The organism is Myxococcus sp. RHSTA-1-4 (assembly GCF_020037125.1).
In the GTDB taxonomy this organism is placed as follows: domain Bacteria; phylum Myxococcota; class Myxococcia; order Myxococcales; family Myxococcaceae; genus Myxococcus.
The window spans coordinates 122,081-140,685 of the sequence record NZ_JAIQDG010000027.1; the positions used below are offsets into that span (position 1 = coordinate 122,081).

General features: G+C 71.2%; 18 protein-coding genes. 10 read left to right on the forward strand and 8 right to left on the reverse strand.

Annotation, left to right across the window (positions count from 1 at the left end):
• The first annotated feature begins 13 nt into the window (after positions 1 to 13).
• Genes K8638_RS31260 through K8638_RS31270 form a run of 3 tightly spaced genes read left to right on the forward strand, consistent with a single transcriptional unit; the run spans position 14 to position 1,807 of the window.
• A complete protein-coding gene (locus K8638_RS31260; RefSeq protein ID WP_223758330.1) occupies positions 14 to 625 on the forward strand; it encodes an aspartyl/asparaginyl beta-hydroxylase domain-containing protein in 612 nt (203 codons plus the stop codon).
• Positions 615 to 821, forward strand: coding sequence for a Nif11-like leader peptide family natural product precursor (locus K8638_RS31265; protein WP_223758331.1), 207 nt, complete (start codon positions 615 to 617; stop codon positions 819 to 821). The genes K8638_RS31260 and K8638_RS31265 overlap by 11 nt, the downstream gene beginning before the upstream one ends.
• Complete coding sequence (locus K8638_RS31270) at positions 818 to 1,807, forward strand: sulfotransferase family protein (protein WP_223758332.1); 990 nt, start codon at positions 818 to 820, stop codon at positions 1,805 to 1,807. The genes K8638_RS31265 and K8638_RS31270 overlap by 4 nt, the downstream gene beginning before the upstream one ends.
• On the opposite strand, the gene K8638_RS31275 is transcribed toward K8638_RS31270, so the two are convergent.
• Positions 1,804 to 2,772 (reverse strand): ribokinase, encoded by a 969-nt coding sequence (locus K8638_RS31275; RefSeq protein WP_223758333.1) that lies wholly within the window; start codon positions 2,770 to 2,772, stop codon positions 1,804 to 1,806. The genes K8638_RS31270 and K8638_RS31275 overlap by 4 nt on opposite strands.
• 384 nt (positions 2,773 to 3,156) lie before the next feature.
• Between K8638_RS31275 and K8638_RS31280 the strand changes: the two genes are divergently transcribed.
• Genes K8638_RS31280 through K8638_RS31300 form a run of 5 tightly spaced genes read left to right on the forward strand, consistent with a single transcriptional unit; the run spans position 3,157 to position 7,775 of the window.
• Complete coding sequence (locus K8638_RS31280; RefSeq protein WP_223758334.1) at positions 3,157 to 3,852, forward strand: TetR/AcrR family transcriptional regulator; 696 nt, start codon at positions 3,157 to 3,159, stop codon at positions 3,850 to 3,852.
• A complete protein-coding gene (locus tag K8638_RS31285; protein WP_223758335.1) occupies positions 3,849 to 4,646 on the forward strand; it encodes a CoA transferase subunit A in 798 nt (265 codons plus the stop codon). The genes K8638_RS31280 and K8638_RS31285 overlap by 4 nt, the downstream gene beginning before the upstream one ends.
• Positions 4,643 to 5,383 (forward strand): CoA-transferase subunit beta, encoded by a 741-nt coding sequence (locus K8638_RS31290; protein ID WP_223758336.1) that lies wholly within the window; start codon positions 4,643 to 4,645, stop codon positions 5,381 to 5,383. The genes K8638_RS31285 and K8638_RS31290 overlap by 4 nt, the downstream gene beginning before the upstream one ends.
• A gap of 42 nt (positions 5,384 to 5,425) precedes the next feature.
• Positions 5,426 to 6,463 carry an alcohol dehydrogenase catalytic domain-containing protein gene (locus K8638_RS31295; RefSeq protein ID WP_223758337.1) on the forward strand — a complete coding sequence of 346 codons (1,038 nt, stop codon included), beginning with the start codon at positions 5,426 to 5,428 and terminating at the stop codon, positions 6,461 to 6,463.
• A gap of 52 nt (positions 6,464 to 6,515) precedes the next feature.
• Entirely contained in the window at positions 6,516 to 7,775 is a 1,260-nt protein-coding gene (locus K8638_RS31300; RefSeq protein WP_223758338.1) for a hydroxymethylglutaryl-CoA synthase family protein, read from the forward strand.
• Positions 7,776 to 7,824: 49 nt separating this feature from the next.
• On the opposite strand, the gene K8638_RS31305 is transcribed toward K8638_RS31300, so the two are convergent.
• Both K8638_RS31305 and K8638_RS31310 read right to left on the reverse strand, forming a co-directional pair.
• Positions 7,825 to 10,164 carry a PQQ-dependent sugar dehydrogenase gene (locus tag K8638_RS31305; RefSeq protein WP_223758339.1) on the reverse strand — a complete coding sequence of 780 codons (2,340 nt, stop codon included), beginning with the start codon at positions 10,162 to 10,164 and terminating at the stop codon, positions 7,825 to 7,827.
• 270 nt (positions 10,165 to 10,434) lie between these two features.
• Positions 10,435 to 11,391, reverse strand: coding sequence for a hypothetical protein (locus K8638_RS31310; protein ID WP_223758340.1), 957 nt, complete (start codon positions 11,389 to 11,391; stop codon positions 10,435 to 10,437).
• A gap of 255 nt (positions 11,392 to 11,646) precedes the next feature.
• On the opposite strand from K8638_RS31310, the gene K8638_RS31315 reads away from it, so the two are divergent.
• Positions 11,647 to 11,991, forward strand: coding sequence for a hypothetical protein (locus tag K8638_RS31315; RefSeq protein ID WP_223758341.1), 345 nt, complete (start codon positions 11,647 to 11,649; stop codon positions 11,989 to 11,991).
• Between the two features lie 12 nt (positions 11,992 to 12,003).
• On the opposite strand, the gene K8638_RS31320 is transcribed toward K8638_RS31315, so the two are convergent.
• The gene (locus tag K8638_RS31320) at positions 12,004 to 13,242 is read right to left on the reverse strand and encodes a mechanosensitive ion channel family protein (RefSeq protein WP_223758342.1); all 1,239 of its coding nucleotides are present in this window, start codon (positions 13,240 to 13,242) and stop codon (positions 12,004 to 12,006) included.
• Between the two features lie 307 nt (positions 13,243 to 13,549).
• On the opposite strand from K8638_RS31320, the gene K8638_RS31325 reads away from it, so the two are divergent.
• Complete coding sequence (locus K8638_RS31325) at positions 13,550 to 14,851, forward strand: DUF2254 domain-containing protein (RefSeq protein ID WP_223758343.1); 1,302 nt, start codon at positions 13,550 to 13,552, stop codon at positions 14,849 to 14,851.
• Between the two features lie 6 nt (positions 14,852 to 14,857).
• On the opposite strand, the gene K8638_RS31330 is transcribed toward K8638_RS31325, so the two are convergent.
• From K8638_RS31330 to K8638_RS31345, 4 genes are all read right to left on the reverse strand, one after another.
• Complete coding sequence (locus K8638_RS31330; RefSeq protein ID WP_223758344.1) at positions 14,858 to 15,967, reverse strand: AI-2E family transporter; 1,110 nt, start codon at positions 15,965 to 15,967, stop codon at positions 14,858 to 14,860.
• A gap of 123 nt (positions 15,968 to 16,090) precedes the next feature.
• The gene (locus K8638_RS31335; protein WP_223758345.1) at positions 16,091 to 16,675 is read right to left on the reverse strand and encodes a superoxide dismutase; all 585 of its coding nucleotides are present in this window, start codon (positions 16,673 to 16,675) and stop codon (positions 16,091 to 16,093) included.
• 31 nt (positions 16,676 to 16,706) lie between these two features.
• Positions 16,707 to 17,177 carry a flavin reductase family protein gene (locus K8638_RS31340; protein ID WP_223758346.1) on the reverse strand — a complete coding sequence of 157 codons (471 nt, stop codon included), beginning with the start codon at positions 17,175 to 17,177 and terminating at the stop codon, positions 16,707 to 16,709.
• Between the two features lie 84 nt (positions 17,178 to 17,261).
• Positions 17,262 to 18,605 carry a hypothetical protein gene (locus K8638_RS31345; RefSeq protein ID WP_223758347.1) on the reverse strand — a complete coding sequence of 448 codons (1,344 nt, stop codon included), beginning with the start codon at positions 18,603 to 18,605 and terminating at the stop codon, positions 17,262 to 17,264.

Genomic DNA, 18,605 nt, shown 5'->3' on the forward strand with positions numbered 1-18,605 from the left:
AAGAGGAGCCCGCATGTCCCCTTCGTCTCCCGTGCCCGACCGCCTCCGCCTGCCATTCCACTTCGACGTGGCCCGCCTCCAGGAAGAGCTGGCGCGACTTCCGCCGGAGGCCTGGGTGCCCCACTTCAACAAGCGCGAGTACGAGGGTGAGTGGAGCGGTGTCCCCCTGCGCTCCGTGGGAGGCGTGGAGGGAGGCATCTACCCCGACCCCACCGGCAGGGAGCGCTACGCGGACACGCCACTGCTCGCGCGGCACCCCGTCTTCCGCGAGGTGCTAACCGCGTTCCAGTGTCCCATCGGCTCCGCGCGGCTGCTGAAGCTCGCGGCGGGAGCGCGCATCCGCGAGCACACCGACTACAACCTGGGCTTCGAGGACGGCGAGGTGCGGCTCCACGTGCCCATCGTCACGCACCCGGACGTGGCCTTCTTCCTATCGGGCCAGCGCGTCGTGCTGCGGCCGGGGGAGTGCTGGTACCTCGACTTCAACCGTCCCCACCGGGTGGAGAACCCCACCAGCACGGACCGCGTCCACCTGGTGATGGACTGCGTGGTGGATGACTGGCTGCGCGCCGTCTTCGCCGACGCCGTCGCAAAGCAGGCACGCGAGGCTTCCGATGCCGCATGAGGACTTCGTGCGCTTCCGTCAGCTCGTGCTGGAGGACACGGCCCTCCAGGAGTCCTTGATGGAGACGGCGGACACGCAGACCTTCATCGCGTTGGCGCGGAGGCTCGGCGCCGAGCGCGGCTGTCACTTCTCCGCCGAGGACGTCCAGGAAGCCATGCGCGCCGCCCGCCGGACGTGGCGGGAGCGGTGGGTATGAGTCTCGCGCCCCTGGACGGCTGGGTGCCCGGCCGCATCTACGTGGCCGAAGGCCGGCTGCGCGTGGACTGGTGCCACCTGGGCACGCAGCGCTTCGCGGATCCGTTCTTCGACCAGACGCTGGAGCGCCGCCTCCGCCATCCCTTCGCCCTGCTCTTCCGCCACCAGACCTCCCTGGAGACGCTGGTGGAGCGGCACGCCGCGCGGCCCGGGCTGCCAGTGCGAGGGCTCGTCTTCCACATGTCCCGTTGCGGCTCCACGCTGGTGGCGCAGATGCTGGCGGCGCTCCCCCGGCACATCGTGCTGTCCGAGGCGGGCCCGGTGGATACGGTGCTGCGAGCGCACCTCCGCGTGCCGGGCATCTCCGACACACAGCGCATCGAGTGGCTGCGCGCGGTGGTGGGCGTGCTCGGCCAGCGGCGCAATCCCGAGGAGCAGGCGGTCTTCCTCAAGCTGGACGCATGGCACGTACTGGAACTGCCCCTGCTCCAGCGGGCCTTCCCGGGCGTGCCGTGGCTCTTCCTCTACCGTGACCCGGTGGAGGTCATGGCGTCGCACCAGAACCACCGGGGCGCGCACATGCTGCCGGGCCTGCTGGAGCCGGCGCAGCTCGGCCTGGAGCCGGGCGCGCTGGAGGGCATGCCGCTGGAGGAGTACGGCGCCCGCGTCCTGGCCCGCATCTGCGAGGCCGGGCTGAAAGGCTACCGGGAGCGCCAGGGGCCCGCGCGGCTGCTCGAATACAAGCAGCTCCAGACGGACGGCGCCGCCCTGCTCACGGACCTCTTCGGCCTGGAGCTGACGGCGGGGGATGCCGAGCGCCTGCGCGGCGCCGCGGAGCGCGACGCGAAGAACCCCGTGCTCACCTTCGAGGACGACACCGAGGCCAAGGCGCGCCAGGTCTCCGCGCTGTCGCGGGAGCTGGCGGAGCGGTGGATCCGCCCCGTCCATGACGCACTGGAGGCCGAGCGTCTCCGCGGTCCTCCCTAGTGATGCGGCGCCGGCTCGGGCCACGTGCCCGAGGGCCCGAGCCGCGCGAGCCGGGCCTCCACCTGCTCCCGGTTGGGCAGCCCCGCGAGGGCCCCCAGCCGCAGCGTCGCCAGCGCCGACGCCTCGTGGGCGAAGCGCGCCGCCTCCGGTAGGGACTTCCCCTCCGCCAGCGCCACGGCGAGGGCCGCGCAGAAGGCGTCCCCCGCGCCGGTGGTGTCCGCGCGCTCCAGGGCCACGTCCGGCAGCCACAGCTCCTCCTCGGAGGAGAGCACGAGGCTGCCGCCCGGCGACGCCACCACCGCACCGCCCACCCCGCGCCGCAGCAGGTTCTCCGCGGCGCGCCTGGCGGAGTCCCTGTCCCTGACCTCCACGCCCGTGAGCGCCTCGGCCTCCCGCGCGTTGGGGCGGATGACGTGGACGGCCTCCAGCAGGTCCTCCGGCAGGTCCATGGCGGGGGCAGGGTCCAGCACCACGCGCGAGCCCGCCGCGCGGGCGATGTGGACCGCGGCGCTCACCACCTCCAGGGGGACTTCGAGCTGGGCGAGCAGCACGCGCGCGGCGGAGAGGCGCTCCTCCGCCCGCATCACGTCCTCCACCGTCATGCAGCGGTTGGCTCCCGGCGCGCAGAGGGTCTGCGACCGTCCCGCCTCGTCCACCATCTCCAGCACCACGCCGGTCAGCTCCCCCGAATCTCGCGCCACCGCCCCGACGTCCACGCCCTCGCCTTCGAGCTGCTCCAGCAGCGCGAGCCCGCGCGCGTCCATGCCCACGCGTCCGACCAGCGCCACGCGAGCGCCCAGCCGCGCCGCGCCCACTGCCCCGTTGGCGCCCTTCCCTCCCAGGCTCTCCAGGAAGAGGTGGCCCCGCACGTTGTCTCCGGGCGCGGGCAGCCGGGGGCCCTGCACGAGGAAGTCCGTGTTGATTCCGCCGACCACGACGATGTCGGCCTGCTCGTCCGCTGCCATGGCTCGCCTCCTCCGCCGGCCCGCTCGACATGCCCGGAGGCGCCACCGGTGGAACGCGAAGGGGCCATGCCACGCGGGACATGCGGCAGCCTTCAACGTACGCACGGCACCGGCGCGAGCCCCCGGAGGGCATTCCCTCTGCTCCTGCTCCGAACGGCGGAAGGGAGGCTTCCTCCCCGGCCTGGCCCCAGGCCGTCCGGCCGGGCAGGCCCTGGAGCCCCTGCCCTCCAATCATTCATAACCCATTGAACTTCCTGGCCTTTTCGCGCCCGCTGTCACAAGCGCCCGCACGTCGAGGATTGACTCTCCGCGTCGCATGGTATTACCTACCGGTCGGTAGGCTGCTTGCTATAAGAATTTTACAGCATCACGGGAGGAGCACCCATGACGCACACCGGGCGGAAGCCGGACGAGGGAGAGCGCTACCGGGCCATCCTGGAGACGGCGGCGCGGCTCATCTGCGAGCGGGGCTACGAGGGCACCTCGATGCAGGAGATCGCCGCCGCGTGCCGGATGACGAAGGCGGGGCTCTACCACCACATCCAGAACAAGGAGCAGCTCCTCTTCGCCATCATGAACTACGGGATGGACCTGTTCGAGGAGCAGGTCCTCTCGAAGGTGCAGGACATCGCGGACCCGGTGGAGCGGCTGCGCGCGTGCATGCGCCACAACATCCTGCTGGTGACGCGCGGGTGGTCCAAGGAGGTCATCATCATCCTCCACGAGCACGCCACGCTGACCGGCGAGGCGCGCGCGTTCATCGACGCCCGGAAGAAGAAGTACGTGGACTTCCTGCAGGAGGCCTTCGCGCAGGCCGCGGCGCAGGGGCGCATCCGCCCCGTGGACCCGACCATCGGCGCGTTCTCGTTCCTGGGCATGGTCCTGTGGATCTACAAGTGGTTCAAGCCGGACGGGCGTCTCACGGACGAGCAGATCGCCGACGGCATGGTGGACCTGCTCTTCCCCCAGGTCGCCGCCGCGGGCGCTGAAGGGCAGCCGGGCACGTCCCCGCTGCGCGTGGTCCGCCCCACCGGCACCACCGGCCCGGACTCCTCGGGCACCGGCACGGAGACGCCATGAAGACGGCGCGCTGGTGCTCGCTGGAAGAGGCGGTGGCCTCCATTCCGGACGGGGCGTCGCTGGCCACGGGTGGCTTCATGCTCGGCCGCGCGCCCATGGCGCTGGTGATGGAGCTGATTGCCCAGGGCAAGCGGAAGCTGGGCCTCATCTCGCTCCCCAACCCGCTGCCCGCGGAGTTCCTCGTCGCGGGCGGCTGCCTGGACCGCGTGGAGCTGGCGTTCGCCGCGCTGAGCCTGGAGGGCCGGGTGCGGCCCATGCCCTGCCTCAAGCGGGCCATGGAGCAGGGCACCCTCTCCTGGCGCGAGCATGACGGCTACCGCGTGGTGCAGCGGCTGCGCGCGGCGTCCATGGGACTGCCCTTCATCCCCGCCCCGGACGCGGACGTGTCGGAGCTGGCGGAGGCGGAGCCGCCTCGCATCGTGATGGACCCGTTCAGCGGGCAGCCCGTGGCGGTGGAGCCGGCCTTCTACCCGGACGTGGCGCTCATCCACGCGCGCGCCGCGGACGAGCGCGGCAACCTCTACATGGAGGATCCGACGACGGACCTGCTCGTCGCCGGCGCGGCGCGGCGGGTGATTGCCACGGTGGAGGAGCGCGTGGCGCGGCTGCCCCGTGCCACGGTGCCGGGCTTCCAGGTGGACCGCATCGTCCTCGCCCCGGGCGGAGCGCTGCCCACCGGCTGCGTGGGGCTGTACCCGCATGACGACGCCATGCTGGCGCGCTACCTGTCGCTGGCCGAGGCCGGACGCGAGGCGGAGTTCCTCCAGTCGCTGGTGGCGCGGAGGGCGGCATGAGCGCGACGGTCGACGCGACTCCGGCGGAGACGGTGGTCTCCCTCCTGGCGCGGCAGATTGACGACGGCGCCGTGGTGGCCACGGGCGTGGCCTCGCCGCTCGCCATCCTCGCGATTGCCGTGGCGCGGGCCACGCACGCACCGGGCCTGACGTACCTGGCCTGCGTGGGCTCGTTGGACCCGGACCTCCCCACCCTGCTCCCCTCCTCCGAGGACCTGGGCTACCTGGAGGGCCGCACGGCGGAAATCACCATTCCGGACCTCTTCGACCACGCGCGGCGCGGCCGGGTGGACACCGTCTTCTTCGGCGCGGCCGAGGTGGATGGCGCCGGCTGCACCAACATGACGGCCAGCGGCAGCCTGGACCGGCCGAGGACGAAGTTCCCGGGCGTGGCGGGCGCGGCCACGCTGCGGCAGTGGGTGCGGCGGCCGGTGCTGCTGGTGCCCCGCCAGTCGCGCCGCAACCTGGTGCCCTCGGTACAGGTGGCCACCACGAGAGACCCGCGCCGGGCGGTGACGCTCATCTCCGACCTGGGCGTGTTCGAGCTGGGCTCGACGGGAGCGCGCCTGCTGGCACGCCACCCGTGGGCGACGGAGGAGCACATCGCCGAGCGCACCGGCTTCGACTTCAAGGTGCCGGAGTCGCTCCCCGTCACCCCGCTGCCGGACGCGCGCACCGTGGCGGCCATCCGGGCCATCGACCCCAAGGGCTACCGCGACCCGCTCGTCGGCGCCTGAAGCACCGCTACCAACACATCTGGGTTTCACGGAGGCACGGAGATGAAGGCCGTCGTTCTGCGCAGCTTTGGTGAAGCAGGCAACCTGAAGATGGAGACCGTCCCCGTGCCCCGCCCGGGGCGTGGCGAGGTGCTGCTGAAGGTGCACGCGTGCGGCGTCTGCTACCACGACGTCATCAACCGCCGGGGCAACCTGCCGCGCACCAGCGTGCCGGCCATCCTCGGCCACGAGGCGGCGGGCGAGGTGGTGGACGTAGGTCCCGACACGCCGGGGTGGAAGACGGGAGACCGCGCGGCCACCCTGCAGCGCCTGTCGTGCGGCGAGTGCGCGCTGTGCAAGAGCGGGCGCAACAGCCTGTGCAAGACGGACAACCGCTTCTTCGGCGAGGAGCTGCCCGGCGGCTACGCTCAGTTCATGGTGGCCCCGGTGGCGGGACTGGGCCGGGTGCCGGCGTCGCTGCCCTGGGAAGAAGCGGCCACGGTGTGCTGCACCACGGGCACCGCGGTGCACACGCTGCGCACGCGGGGGCGCATCCGCGCGGGTGAGACGGTGCTGATTACCGGCGCCAGCGGCGGCGTGGGCCTGTCCTCGGTGCAGCTCGCGAAGCTGGACGGGGCGCGCGTCATCGCCGTGACGTCGGGCGAGGCGAAGGTGCAGGCGCTGAAGGACGCGGGCGCGGACGAGGTCATCGTCTCACGCGGCCTGGACTTCGCGGCGGACGTGCGCAAGCGCACGAAGGGCGCGGGCGTGGACGTGGCGATTGAAATCGTCGGCAGCGCCACGTTCGACCAGACGCTGAAGTCCATGGCGCCGGGCGGCCGCGTGGTGGTGGTGGGCAACCTGGAGTCGGGAGTCGTTCAGCTCAACCCGGGGCTCGTCATCGTGAAGGAGCTGGAGATTCTCGGGGCGTACGCCACGACGCAGCAGGAGCTGGACGAGGCCCTGCGCCTGACGGCCACCGGCGGCGTGCGGCAGTTCGTCACGGACAAGGTGCCGCTGGCGGAGGCCGCGAGGGCGCACTTCCGGCTGGAGAACCGCGAGGTGGCGGGCCGGCTGGTGCTGGTGCCGCCCGAGGCGTGAGCACGGGCGCGGTATCTGGAATTCGGAGCACGCAGCGGAAGCGAGGAGTCCCATGAAGAGGCGTGTTGGAATCGAAGCGTTGGCGGTGGCGGTGCCGTCCCGGTACGTGGACATCGAGGATCTGGCGCGGGCGCGTGGCGTGGACCCGGCGAAGTACACGGCGGGCCTGGGCGCGAAGGAGATGGCCGTCACGGACCCGGGCGAGGACACCGTGGCGCTGGCGGCCACGGCGGCGGCGCGCCTGCTGAAGCAGCAGGACGTGGACCCCTCGCGCATCGGCATGCTGGTGGTGGGCACGGAGACGGGCATCGACCACTCGAAGCCGGTCGCCTCGCACGTGCAGGGGCTGCTGAAGCTGCCGCGGAACATGCGCACGTACGACACGCAGCACGCGTGTTACGGCGGCACCGCGGGGCTGATGGCGGCGGTGGAGTGGATTGCCTCGGGTGCGGGCGCGGGCCGCGTGGCGGTGGTGGTGTGCTCGGACATCGCGCGCTACGGGTTGCACACGGCGGGCGAGCCCACGCAGGGCGGCGGCGCGGTGGCGTTGCTGGTCTCCGAGCAGCCCGACCTGCTGGCCATGGACGTGGGGCTGAACGGCACGTGCACCATGGACGTGTACGACTTCTGGAGGCCCGTGGGCCGGCGCGAGGCGCTGGTGGACGGGCACTACTCCATCAACTGCTACCTGGAGGCGCTGGCGGGAGCGTACCGGGGCTGGCGGGAGAAGGCGCTCGCGGCCGGGCTGGTGCGCTGGTCGGGCACGCTGCCGGGCGAGCAGCTCGCGCGCATCGCCTACCACGTGCCCTTCTGCAAGATGGCGCGCAAGGCGCACACGCAGCTGCGGCTGTGTGACTTGGAGGACGCGGTGGGCCCGGGCCCCGGGACGCCGGAGGCGCGCGAGGAGGTGGCGAAGTCCCAGGCCAGCTACGACGCGCAGGTGGCCACGTCCCTGGGGCTGAACGCGCGCATCGGCAACGTGTACACGGCGTCGCTCTACCTCGCGCTGGCGGGCCTGCTGCGGCGCGAGAGCGCGCAGCTCGCGGCGCAGCGAATCGGGCTGCTGTCCTACGGGAGCGGCTGCATGGCCGAGTTCTACTCGGGCGTCGTGGGCGAGAAGGCCGCGGAGCGCATGGCGCGCGCGGACCTGGAGTCGGTGCTTGCGAAGCGCGAGCGCGTCTCCGTGGAGGAGTACGAGCGGCTGATGAAGCTCCCCGCGGACGCGCCCGAGCCCGTGGCGCCGGCGCCCGGTGCGTTCCGTCTCACGGAGATTCGCGACCACAAGCGGCTGTACGCGGAAGGCGCGCCCTGAGGGAGAGGGCCACGGGGGGCCGGACGCCTGGCTCCCCGCTCGCCCGGCCTCACCTCCACCAGCGGAGCCCCGCCACCGCGCCTCCGTAGTTCTCGTAGTACTCCATGACGACGCGGTACGTGCCGGAGCGCAGGTAGCGCCACGTGACGTACGCGGTGGGCGACTGGTCCTTCCAGCCGTCGATGATGCGGGAGCCCCCTACGTACACGCGCACGCCGTCATCCGCCGTGGCCGCGAAGAAGTAGCCGCCCGAGGGCATGTAGAAGTACCCCGTGAAGCGCACCGAGAAGTTGTCGGCGCCCACCCACAGCGGCGAGGGGCTGCCATCCCCCCAGTTATGGGAGAGCGGTGCGGACTCGCACCGCACGAGCACGGGCGCGCCCGCCATCACCCGGTTGTTGAAGTACTCCGCCCGGTACATGCCCCGGGGGCACTCGCTCTCGAAGACCGGTGCGAAGAGGGCCGTGTACGTGGCGTCGGAGGTCCCCACCACGACCTCCCGCTGCCCTGCCCCGCCGTCCGCCCAGCCCTGGAAGACGGAGTCCGCCTGGGGTGAGGGCGCATAGAAGGTGTGCGTGGAGCCGACGATGACCGGGCGGACCATCGGTGTCATCCCCGCCGACCCGTCGAGCACCAGCTCCAGTCCCGGAGGGGAGCTCTCCAGCCGGAGCAACACGGTCCACGGATGGACGGTCACCGTCGCCGAGCCCGTCAGGCCCGCCGAGTCCGTCGCGGTGAGCGTGAGCTCGAAGTACACCTGGTCGCCGTGGTCCGCGACGGTGAAGCTCCCGCTGGAGCCCGTGCTCGTGGAGTACGGGTGGGCGTGGCAGTCCACCCCGGTGCAGTGGTGGAGCGTGAGCGTCCACGACAGCCGCGCGTCGGGAATGGGCCCGTCCTCCGCGTCCGTCGCGGAGCCTGCGTAGGTCACCACGTCGCCGACCTTGAAGCGGTACGACGTGGACGGCGCGGTGATGGTGACGACGGGCGCATGGTTGCCCACGGAGACGCGCACGCTCGCGGAGCCGCTGCCGCCCCGCCCGTCACTGACAGTCAAGCGGGCCGTGTAGACTCCGGCCACCGGGTAGGTGTGCTCCGGGTGGGCGAGGCTCGACGTGGAGGTGCCGTCTCCGAAGTCCCACGTGTACTGGAGCGCGTCTCCGTCCGGGTCGACGGTGCCCGCGCTGGAGAACCGCACGAGCAGGGGCACGCCGCCGTTGTCCGGCTGGGCGGAGGCCACGGCGGTGGGCGGTGTGTTGCCCACCGTGTAGCGGATGCGGCGCAGCTGCCCGGCGATGATGTCGACGTAGAAGAGGTTGGTGTCGGGGCCGATGTCGATCCCCACGATTCCCCCCACGCCGGTCGCGAAGGTCGTCACGCTGCCGGGGATGAGGTTGTCCTGCTCGTCGACGCGCAGGACGCCAATCCATTGCTCTCCATAGTCCGAGAAGAAGTAGGCCCCGCGCCACTCCTCCGGGTACGCCGCTCCGGTGTAGAAGGCGCCGCCCGTGGCGGTCCTCCCGGTGCCGTGGTCCCAGACATGCAGCGGCGGCTTCACGGCGGAAGGGCCGCGCGAGTAGAGCGCCTGACATACCTGCTTGGGCTCATAGCCGGGCTGGCGGTAGTAGCCCTCGTAGCAGGGCCAGCCGAGGTTGGCGCCGGCGCTCGCGACGTTGATCTCCTCGTAGTCGTTCCAGCCGACATCGCCCAGGTATGGGACGTCGGTGCCAGGGCGCAGGTTGAACCGGTAGGGGTTGCGCAACCCGTACGCCCAGACCTTCGAGCGGTTGGCGGCGGCGTCCCCTGTCCAGAACGGATTCGAGGAGACCCCCGCCCCCAGGGGGGTGATGCGCAGCACCTTGCCCGCCAGCGAGTCGAGGTCCTGGGCGCGCAGGGCATTGTCGTCGACCCCGCCGAAGAGGGCCCCGTCCCCGATGGAGACGAAGAGCGTGCCATCCCGCGCGAAGCGCACGTTGCCCACGGTGTGCGAGGGGCTCTCGGAGGGAATGCAGTCCGCGCCGCGGGGAAAGTCATTGCAGGTGCTGCCCACCACCGTGCCGAGCAGGACGCGCTCGCTCGAGGGCGAGGCGGTGTCTCCCGCCGCCGTGTACCGGGCGAGGCGCGCGGTCTTCGGACCGGTGTCGTCATCGGCGTCCTCGTCGTAGGTGTAGAGCAGGTAGACGAAGCCGTTCGTCGCGAAGGCGGGGTCCACCGCGAGCCCGAGGAGCCCCCGGTCATGATGGCCATTCACCCTGTCCCGGATGTCGATGAAGGGCGTGGGCTGGAGCACCCCGTTCTTGAAGAGCCGGACCACACCGGCCTTCTCCGCGATGAGGAGCCTCCCGTCGGGGAGCGCCGCGAACGTCGTCGGGTACGCGAGGCCCGAGACCACGACCTCCTGGGTGAAGCCCCCCGGATACGCAATGGGACTCCAGGACCAGGCCCCTGCCACCAGGCTCCATGTGAGACAGACGAATAGACAGACAGCGCTACCGTGAGACCGGCGGCACGAGACGCTCATGCACACTCCGCGAAGGAATCAGCGAGGGTGGCGGCAAGCTGGTGTCTCCGCCGCTCCAGACCAGGGGCGCCCTGGCCGTGGGTCAATGTCGTCACATGGAACAGACACCGCCCTGGCGGCGTGGCTCACGGCCCGAGCCGTCTAGGCCATGCGCCGCCGCACCGTCAGCCAGGACAGCGCCATGAGCGCGCTGCCCGCCCCCACCACGGCCACCGAGGGCCGGCGCAGGGCCGCGCCAATCGCCTCCAGCACGCCCCCCGTGAGCTCCCGGCCCGCGTGCCGCAGCACGCCGATGCCTCGCAGCGCCCCGTGCCAGCGGCGCCCCTGGCTCTCCAGCGCCCCACCCGCGCCACGGACGGTGGCCGCGGCGGAGCGCTCGGCGAGCTTCTCCAGTGACGCGCCCAGCACCTCGGTGGAGGCCACCGCGCTGGAGGCCAGCTCCTCGCGGATGCCCGCGGCCAGTCCTCGCACCAGCCCGCGGCCCGCGTGCTCGAGCAGCCTCGTGAGGTCCGCGGACTCCTCCCGCAGCTTCGACTCGAGCCCCTCGACGAGCCCCCGCCCCACCTGCGTGGCCACCTCCGCGCCCAGCGGCGCCAGGCTCCGCGCGTCCTCCAGCAGCAGCGGCACGGCCTCGTGCAACTCCTCGGCCGCCGCCTTCACGAAGCCCCGGGCCATGAGCCCGGCCCGGTCCCGCGGCGCGCGAATCTCGATGGTGCGCGAGTGGGCGAACTCCACCACCTCATCGAACAGCCGGTTGAGGCGCACGATGAAGTCGCGCAGGGGCATGCCACCGTTCTCCCACTCCCGCTCCAGCACCTCCAGCGCGCCCCGCATCGCCGAGGACGCCAGCGTGTGGGCCGCGCTCCCCGCCCCCGCGCGCTCACGCTCGGCGGCATCGTGTACCAGCCGCCCGAGCACGGTGAGCGAGTCCTGGATGAGCTCGCGCACCTGTCCGTCGAGCTCCGGCGCCTCCTTGCGCAGCCCCTCCGCCGCGCCGCTCACCGCTCCGCTCACCGCCTCGCGCGCGGCCAGGCGCTCGAGCCCCAGCGCCAGGTTCCGAAGCGCCTCGATAGGGCCCGTGCGCCGCTCAGTCGCCATCTGCCGCTCCGTCCTTCCCGGGAGGCTCCTCTCGCCGTCGAGGAGCTCCTGCCTGGAGGGTGCGAACGGAGTGACTCCAGGGCAACAAACCGCACCGCCGCGGGCCAGGGCCGCCAACGGGCCCCCGCACGGCCGCCCGGCGGGTTCCCCTCGTCAACACACCCATGACGGAATTGGTTGACGCTCAAACCATGTATATCCATAGGTAGGTGCGTGACTGACGCAGCCCTGTCAGAGCGAGTGCGGGGATTCCTCATGGCGCACATCGACTCTGTCGAGAAGCTGGAGGTCCTCCTCCTGCTTCGGGCTCGAGCGGAGCGGGAGTGGACGGCCTCCGAGGTGGCCCTGGAGCTGCGCATCACCGAAGTCTCCGCGGCCGCGCGGCTGGAGGACCTCACCACCCATGCGCTGCTCGTGGGCGACGCGGGACGTCCCGAGAAGTTCCGCTACAGCCCCCCGCGCTCCGAGGACGTGCGCTCCGTCGCGGAGCTGGCGGCGGCGTACGCCGAGCGGCGCGTGAGCGTCATCACCTTCATCTTCACGAAGCCCCAGAGCCACGTGCAGGGCTTCGCGGATGCCTTCCTGCTCAGGAAGAAGTAGGGCCCGGCCGAATCACTCTCCGGGCCTGACGGCGAGCACATTGCCTCCGGGTCTGCCCGTGCTGGACGCGGGCGTCGTCCCGCGCGGCAGTTCCAGCGGGCCGGGGAGCTCGAGGTTCGCCTCGGCCCGCACGCGCGGCAGCCCGTGAGGCTGGCGCTGCAGCCACGCGATGAGCTTCTCGCGCACCAGGCACCGCAAATCCCACGCCTTTCCCGCGTCCGCCGCGCTCACCAGCGCCCGAAGCTTCATGGTCCGCTCGGTACAGTCCGTCACCTGGAGGCCCTGGGCCTTGCCGTCCCACAGCCCCCGGGACTCCTCGTCGAGGATGCGCTTCAGCTCCGCGCGCGCCGCCTGCACGTCCACGCGGAAGTCCGCGTACACCTCCACCGTGCCCAGGATGTCCGGCGACACCTTGCTCCAGTTCTGGAAGGGCTTCTCCAGGAAGTGACTCATCGGCACCACCAGCCGCCGCAAATCCCAGACCTTCACCACCACGTACGTGAGGGTGATTTCCTCCACCCAGCCCCACTCGTTCTCCACGATGACGGTGTCGCCAATGCGGATGGGCTGGGTGATGGAGAGCTGGATGCCGGCCAGCAGCGTGGAGATGGACTTCTGCGCCGCCAGGCCGATGACCAGACCCGCCAGGCCCGCGGACGCGAGCAGCGACACACCCACGTTGCGCACCGCCTCGAACTGCAGGAGCAACAGCGACGCGGCCACCAGCACCACCGCTACGTCGGCCACGCGCCGGAGCACCGCGAGCTGCGTGCGGAGCCCCCGGACGCGCCCCACGTCCGCGCCGCTCGACTCCTGTGCCACCGTCTGCTCCACGAAGCGCGAGGCCAGCTTCACGAAGCGCAGCAGGAACCACGCCACCGTGGCGATGACCACCGAGCGCGCCCCGAGTTCCACGGCATGCCGCGCCTCGGCTGGCAGCCGCAGCGCCAGCGCGCCCGCGGCAACCACCACCGCGGACAGCAGGTAGCGCAGCGGCCCCCGCCCCGAGGCCACCAGCTGGTCATCCCACCCCGAGCGCGTCAGCCCCGTGGCCCGCACCGCCATCCGCAGCGCGACGCCCTCCAGGGCGCGCCCGGCCAGCCAGCCGCCCGCCATGACCAGCCCCAGCCCCAACCACTGCCACAGCTCCATCGCCCCGAAGGGCCGCGTGAGGAAGACCGCCGGCAGCGCCGCGCGCAGGGACTCGGCCTGCGCAGAGGACAGCAGGGCGAAGAGGACGGAGCGACTCATGATTTCCATTTCCGGAATGGGGCCAGCGCGGCGAGCGGAAGCGTCCGGGGGCTTCTTTCCCGCGGACGCTCCCTCTCACCCAGAGTGCAAATTGATTTGAGTTCAAACAATATGTCGAAATGAGCGCCGCGCGTCCAGCAGCCCGTGAAGGGCCGCCCGCGCGGAGGCGCGAGCCCTGGCGGGGGCGCTCCCTGGCCGGCGGGGAGGGCGGCCCCTCCCGCCTCACGACAGCGTGGCCAGGATTGAGGCGGGCTCCCGCGACACCGCCATCCCCGGCGGCCCGCGCGTCCCCACCGGCCGAGCAACCATGAATCAGCGACTCGCACGCCTCACCGAGCGCATCGGCACGAGCTACTGGCTGGTTCCGTCGCTCTGTGTGGCGGGGGCCATCGGCCTGTCCCAGGGCGTCGGGGCCGTCGACGCACGCCTCCCCCAGCATGAGCACGCCTGGTACCTCTTCCGCGGGGGGCCCGAGGGCGCCCGCTCGGTGCTCTCCGCGGTGGCCTCGTCGATGATGACGTTCGCGGGCCTCGTCTTCTCCGTCACCATCCTCGTGCTCCAGCAGGCCAGCAACCAGTTCTCCCCGCGCATCCTCCGCAACTTCCTGCGGGACCGGCGGAGCCAGTTCTCCCTGGGCATCTTCATGGGCACGTTCGTCTACGCGCTGCTGAGCCTGCGCAGCGTGCGGGGCACGGCGGAGGGGCTGGACATCGAGAGCCATGTTCCGTCCCTGTCGGTCTGGCTCGCGGTCGTGCTCGCCCTGCTCTGCGTGGGCACCTTCATCTACTTCATCCACCACGTCGCGCAGTCCATTCGCGCCGTGGTCATCCTCTCCCGCATCCACGACGAGACGCGCCTCACACTGGAGCGCATGTACCCGGAGGGCGTGGGCGAGGACATGGAGGACCCGCGCACCACGTGGCCCGAGGAGCCTGCCTCCCTCATCGTGCCGTCCCCCGCCGCTTCCGGAGTGCTCGTGTCCGTGGACGAGGACCGCCTCCTCGCGTGCGCGAAGCAGGCCCGCGTCACCGTCGCGCTGGTGCCGATGATGGGCGACTTCGTCCCCCAGGGCGGCCCGCTCTTCGAGGTGTGGGGTGAGGCCTCGGCGCTCGACGTGAAGGCCCTGACGGAGCGGGTCGGCATCGACCGGGAGCGCACCCTCCGGCAGGACGCGGCCTTCGGCTTCCGCCAGCTCGTCGACATCGCCGAGCGGGCCCTCTCACCCGGCATCAACGACCCCACCACGGCCGTGCAGGTCATCGACCAGCTTCATGACCTGCTGCGGTGCATGAGCCGCCGGCGCTTCCCCACTCCGCTGCGAAAGGACGAGGATGGGGCCTTGCGGCTCATCTGCCCGCGGCCGGACTGGGACGCCTACGTGCGGCTCGCCGTGGATGAGATACGCGAGTACGGCGAGGGCTCCATCCAGATTGCCGGGCGCCTGCGCTTCCTGCTGGAGGACCTGCTGAGGGTGGCCCCGGCCTTCCGGCGTGGTGAGCTGGTGCGGCAGCTCTCGCTGCTGGAAGCGAGCGTCGAGCGCGCCTTCGAGGACGGACGCGAGGCCATGAGGGCCGAGCACGCCAACCCGCAGGGGCATGGCCCCCATTGAGTCCGCTCAATGCTCCAGCGGCACCCCGGCATCCGGTCCGCCGCGCTCCTCCGGCCGCTCCCGCTCGCGGGTACGCAGCTTGCGGCCCTCGGCGAGGAAGGCCTGGGTGCCCGCCGTCACCATGGCCAGCAGCGGTACCGAGACGAAGGCCCCTGCGATGCCACCGGCCAGCGCCCCCGCGGTGACGGCCAGCAGCAGCACCGCCGGGTGGAGCGGCAGGACGCGGCCCATCACCAGCGGCTGGAGGACGTTGCCCTCGAGCTGCTGGACCGCGAGCACGATGCCCAGGGTGAAGAGCGCCTCCCGGGTGCCCACCGTGGCCCAGGCCACCAGCACCGCCAGCACGCCCGTCACCAGCGCGCCGATGACGGGCACGAAGGCGCCCAGGAAGACGAGCAGCGCCAGCGGCAGCGCCAGGGGGATTCCGAGCAGCAGCAACCCGGCGCCGATGCCCACCGCGTCGGCGAGCGCCACCAGCAGCGTGCCACGCACCCATTGGCTCAGCGTCCGCCACGCCCTGCTGGAGGCGGCGGAAGCCAGCCTGCGCCGCCGGGGAGGCAGCAGCGAGAACGTCGCGCGCAGCATCCGCCCCCCATCCCGCACGAAGAAGAAGGTGAGGACGAGCACCAGCAGCACGCCGCTCACCACCGAGACGAGCGCCGTCAGCCCGCTGGCCGCCCCCATGGCGAGCGCCTGGGCATTCTCCCGCACCCACCGCTCGGCCTGGGCGCCCAGCGCATCCAGCGCGGCCTGCTCGCCCGGGAGCAGGCGCGTGAGGGACGTCGCCAGGTCCTGCGCCCGCTGAGCCAGCATATCGGCGTGCGCCGAAATCCGGTCCACCATCCTGGGGATGATGAAGGCGAGCAGCCCACCGACGAGCCCGAGGCCGAGCACCAGGGGGACCAGCGCCGCCAGACTGCGCGGAAAGCGGTGCCGCGCGAGCCACTCCGCCGGCGCCTGGAGCAGCGTGGTGAGCAGCAGCGCCACGAATAACGACAGGAAGACGAGCGGCACGCTCCGGACGACATAGGCCACGACATACAGGAAGGCGGCCACCAGCAGGCACTGCCCGCTGAACCGCGCCAGGCCCTCCAGCGTGGGACGTGCCCAGCTCACGCGTGTCCTCGCCCGTGGAGTCGCTCCATGGGAAGGAACATGCGCACGGCGGCCCAGGGGCGGGCCGCCGGCCATCCAGCCGGGCCCCGGTCAGCCTCCTCCGCGCTGCCCGGGACGCGAGCCTCAGGCGCCCTTGAGGTTCTGGGCGACGAAGTCCCAGTTCACGAGCTTCTCGAGGAAGGTGTCGATGTACTTGGGACGGGCGTTGCGGTAGTCGATGTAGTACGCGTGCTCCCACACGTCGATGGTGAGCAGGGCCTTCTGGCCGTGCTTCATCGGCAGGTCGGCGTTGCCCGTCTTGGTCACCTTGAGCTTGCCGCCCTCGAGCACGAGCCAGGCCCAGCCCGAGCCGAACTGGGTGGCGGCGGCGTTGGCGAACTCCTCGCGGAACTTCTCGAACGAGCCGAAGTCACGGTTGATGGCGTCCGCGAGCGCGCCCGTCGGCCGCCCGCCGCCGTTCGGCTTCATGCAGTGCCAGTAGAAGGTGTGGTTCCACACCTGGGCGGCGTTGTTGAAGACACCTCCCTCGCTGGAGAGGATGACCTCCTCGAGCGACTTCTCGGCCTCCGGCTTGCCCTCGAGCAGCTTGTTGAGGTTCGTCACGTACGCGGCGTGGTGCTTGCCGTGGTGGTACTCGAGCGTCTCCGCGCTGACGTGGGGGGCGAGGGCATCCTTCGCGAAGGGAAGGTCGGGCAGCTTGAACGGCACGGGTGTGTCCTTTCGTGGTGCGTTTGGGTTCCTACTTCAGCGCGCGGTACGCGCGGTTCCAATAAAGGAGCGGCTCTCCGTCCACGCCACGGTGGACGGCCACCACCCGGCCGACGAGCAGCAGGTGGTCTCCGTAGCGGCGCAGGTCATGCAGCGCGCACGAGAGCCCGACGAGGGAGTCCCGGACCCGGGCGTTTTCATCGAACGCGGCCTCCTCGGCCTCGCCGCGCGCGCACCGGGCCGAGACCTCCTGCTGGGCGGAGGACAGAACGCTCACCGTGAAGCGCTCGGACGACTCCACGCGCTTCAGCGTCCGCGAGCCCTCCTTGAGCGCGACCAGGACGAGCGGGGGCTCCAGCGAGAGCGAGCTGAAGGAGCTCACCGTCATCGCCGCGATGCCCTGCGCGTCGCGAACGGCGACGACGGACACACCGCTCGCCCACCGGGACAGCGCCTCCTTGAAGTCGGGAGCGGGTACGCCTGGGTGGGAGCTCGAGTCCATGCCCCTGCTCTACCGGTTCGGCGCGCATCTGTCAGCGCCTTGTCCAACAGGTCGACCGGGTGCCAATAGAATGGAGGTCGCGCCTCAGAGCAGGATGTCGGTGCCAATCGAGAGGGTCGGTCCGGTCTGCCCCGCGGTGTAGAAGCCGAAGTTGGACCCGGTAGGGCTCTTCCGGACGTAGATGAAGTGCAGGTTCAGCCTCCAGCTTCGCGCGGCCATGGGGAACACGCTGACACCTCCCGACAGCTCCCAGGGCTTCCGGCCGAAATCGTCGAAGACCAGCGAGCCGGTGGAATACACGCCCAGGTACTTCGGGACGGCCATGTACATCGCCTGGGCGAAGAAGCCGTGGTCGAAGATGGACTCGTGCGGCACCGGCCCGGTGGCCAGGAAGTCCGAGAGCCGGCGGAAGAAGTACTCCCCCTGTAACGTAAAGCCGCGGTACTTCGCCCCGGCGTCGAGCGCCAGCACCTGGTACGTGAGCTTCTGGACCGTCACTCCGTCCGCGAGCGCGCCATCTTCGAACGCCAGCAGTCCGTCCGAGAGACGAATCTGGGTCTCGTTGGGGGGCAGGCCCAGCTGGTTCGCCCGGTCTTCCCGCGCGTGCGCGGCGGAGATGCCGAAGCGGGTGGCGACCCGCGAGTGCTCCTCGAAGTCCGCCAGCCCGCCCCGCAGGCCGAACTCGCCGGTGGTGGGCATCCACGCGAGGGACGCGCTGTAGGCCAGGTCGCGGGCGTCATTGGTGGCGGTGATACCAAGCTGGCTCAGGTTCGTGTTCACGGAGACCGTGTAGAACAGCCGGGAGAGGGGCTCGCCCTTCGCCCACACACCGGAGGAGAACCCTCCTCGAAAGAACTCGTCTCCCATCTGCCGGTCGCTCGAGGCCCAGAACGGATGGGAGCCCTGCATCGAACGGGAGGTGAGCGTGGGACCGATTCCGGCGCCCAGCGTGAGGAACCTGTTGAACTTGAACTGCAGGTTGCCGAAGGCCAGCGTCTGCTGGGTGGTGGGCAGCGACCAGACGGTGAGCGTGTAGGTCAGGCGCGGATGGAGCGCGAAGCCCGAGAACCAGATCATCGTGCGGTGCCAGTTGATGTCGTTGCGGGTCTTGACCTCGCGCTCTCGTCCCAGATGGTCGACGAACGTCTGCTCCGCCGGAAGTTGATTCAGATAGCGCACCAACCCATAGAGGCTGATGTTCAGACTGCCATATTCGGTCTCCAGGACTTGAAAGCCCCGGGCCGGCCTGAACTCGCCGGCAATGGCATTCTCGGCGGGCTCCAGGTCCTGGTCGGCGGGCTCACGCTGTGCCGGTGGCTCGACCTGGGCTTCATCCTGGGCCTGGGCGCGCAGGGGAACGACTGCCGAGGCGCTGGCGAGCATCACCAGCAGGGGGCCGAGGGAGTGTCGACGGAGCGTGGAGAGCAT

Excerpts from the sequence above, each read along its gene's own strand:
- K8638_RS31280 (WP_223758334.1), top strand. The coding sequence starts at position 3,157 with ATGACGCACACCGGGCGGAAGCCGGACGAGGGAGAGCGCTACCGGGCC.
- K8638_RS31345 (WP_223758347.1), bottom strand. The coding sequence starts at position 18,605 with ATGCTCTCCACGCTCCGTCGACACTCCCTCGGCCCCCTGCTGGTGATG.
- K8638_RS31265 (WP_223758331.1), top strand. The coding sequence starts at position 615 with ATGCCGCATGAGGACTTCGTGCGCTTCCGTCAGCTCGTGCTGGAGGAC.
- K8638_RS31310 (WP_223758340.1), bottom strand. The coding sequence starts at position 11,391 with ATGGCGACTGAGCGGCGCACGGGCCCTATCGAGGCGCTTCGGAACCTG.
- K8638_RS31275 (WP_223758333.1), bottom strand. The coding sequence starts at position 2,772 with ATGGCAGCGGACGAGCAGGCCGACATCGTCGTGGTCGGCGGAATCAAC.
- K8638_RS31315 (WP_223758341.1), top strand. The coding sequence starts at position 11,647 with ATGGCGCACATCGACTCTGTCGAGAAGCTGGAGGTCCTCCTCCTGCTT.
- K8638_RS31285 (WP_223758335.1), top strand. The coding sequence starts at position 3,849 with ATGAAGACGGCGCGCTGGTGCTCGCTGGAAGAGGCGGTGGCCTCCATT.
- K8638_RS31325 (WP_223758343.1), top strand. The coding sequence starts at position 13,550 with ATGAATCAGCGACTCGCACGCCTCACCGAGCGCATCGGCACGAGCTAC.
- K8638_RS31300 (WP_223758338.1), top strand. The coding sequence starts at position 6,516 with ATGAAGAGGCGTGTTGGAATCGAAGCGTTGGCGGTGGCGGTGCCGTCC.
- K8638_RS31290 (WP_223758336.1), top strand. The coding sequence starts at position 4,643 with ATGAGCGCGACGGTCGACGCGACTCCGGCGGAGACGGTGGTCTCCCTC.
- K8638_RS31270 (WP_223758332.1), top strand. The coding sequence starts at position 818 with ATGAGTCTCGCGCCCCTGGACGGCTGGGTGCCCGGCCGCATCTACGTG.
- K8638_RS31340 (WP_223758346.1), bottom strand. The coding sequence starts at position 17,177 with ATGGACTCGAGCTCCCACCCAGGCGTACCCGCTCCCGACTTCAAGGAG.
- K8638_RS31320 (WP_223758342.1), bottom strand. The coding sequence starts at position 13,242 with ATGAGTCGCTCCGTCCTCTTCGCCCTGCTGTCCTCTGCGCAGGCCGAG.
- K8638_RS31260 (WP_223758330.1), top strand. The coding sequence starts at position 14 with ATGTCCCCTTCGTCTCCCGTGCCCGACCGCCTCCGCCTGCCATTCCAC.
- K8638_RS31295 (WP_223758337.1), top strand. The coding sequence starts at position 5,426 with ATGAAGGCCGTCGTTCTGCGCAGCTTTGGTGAAGCAGGCAACCTGAAG.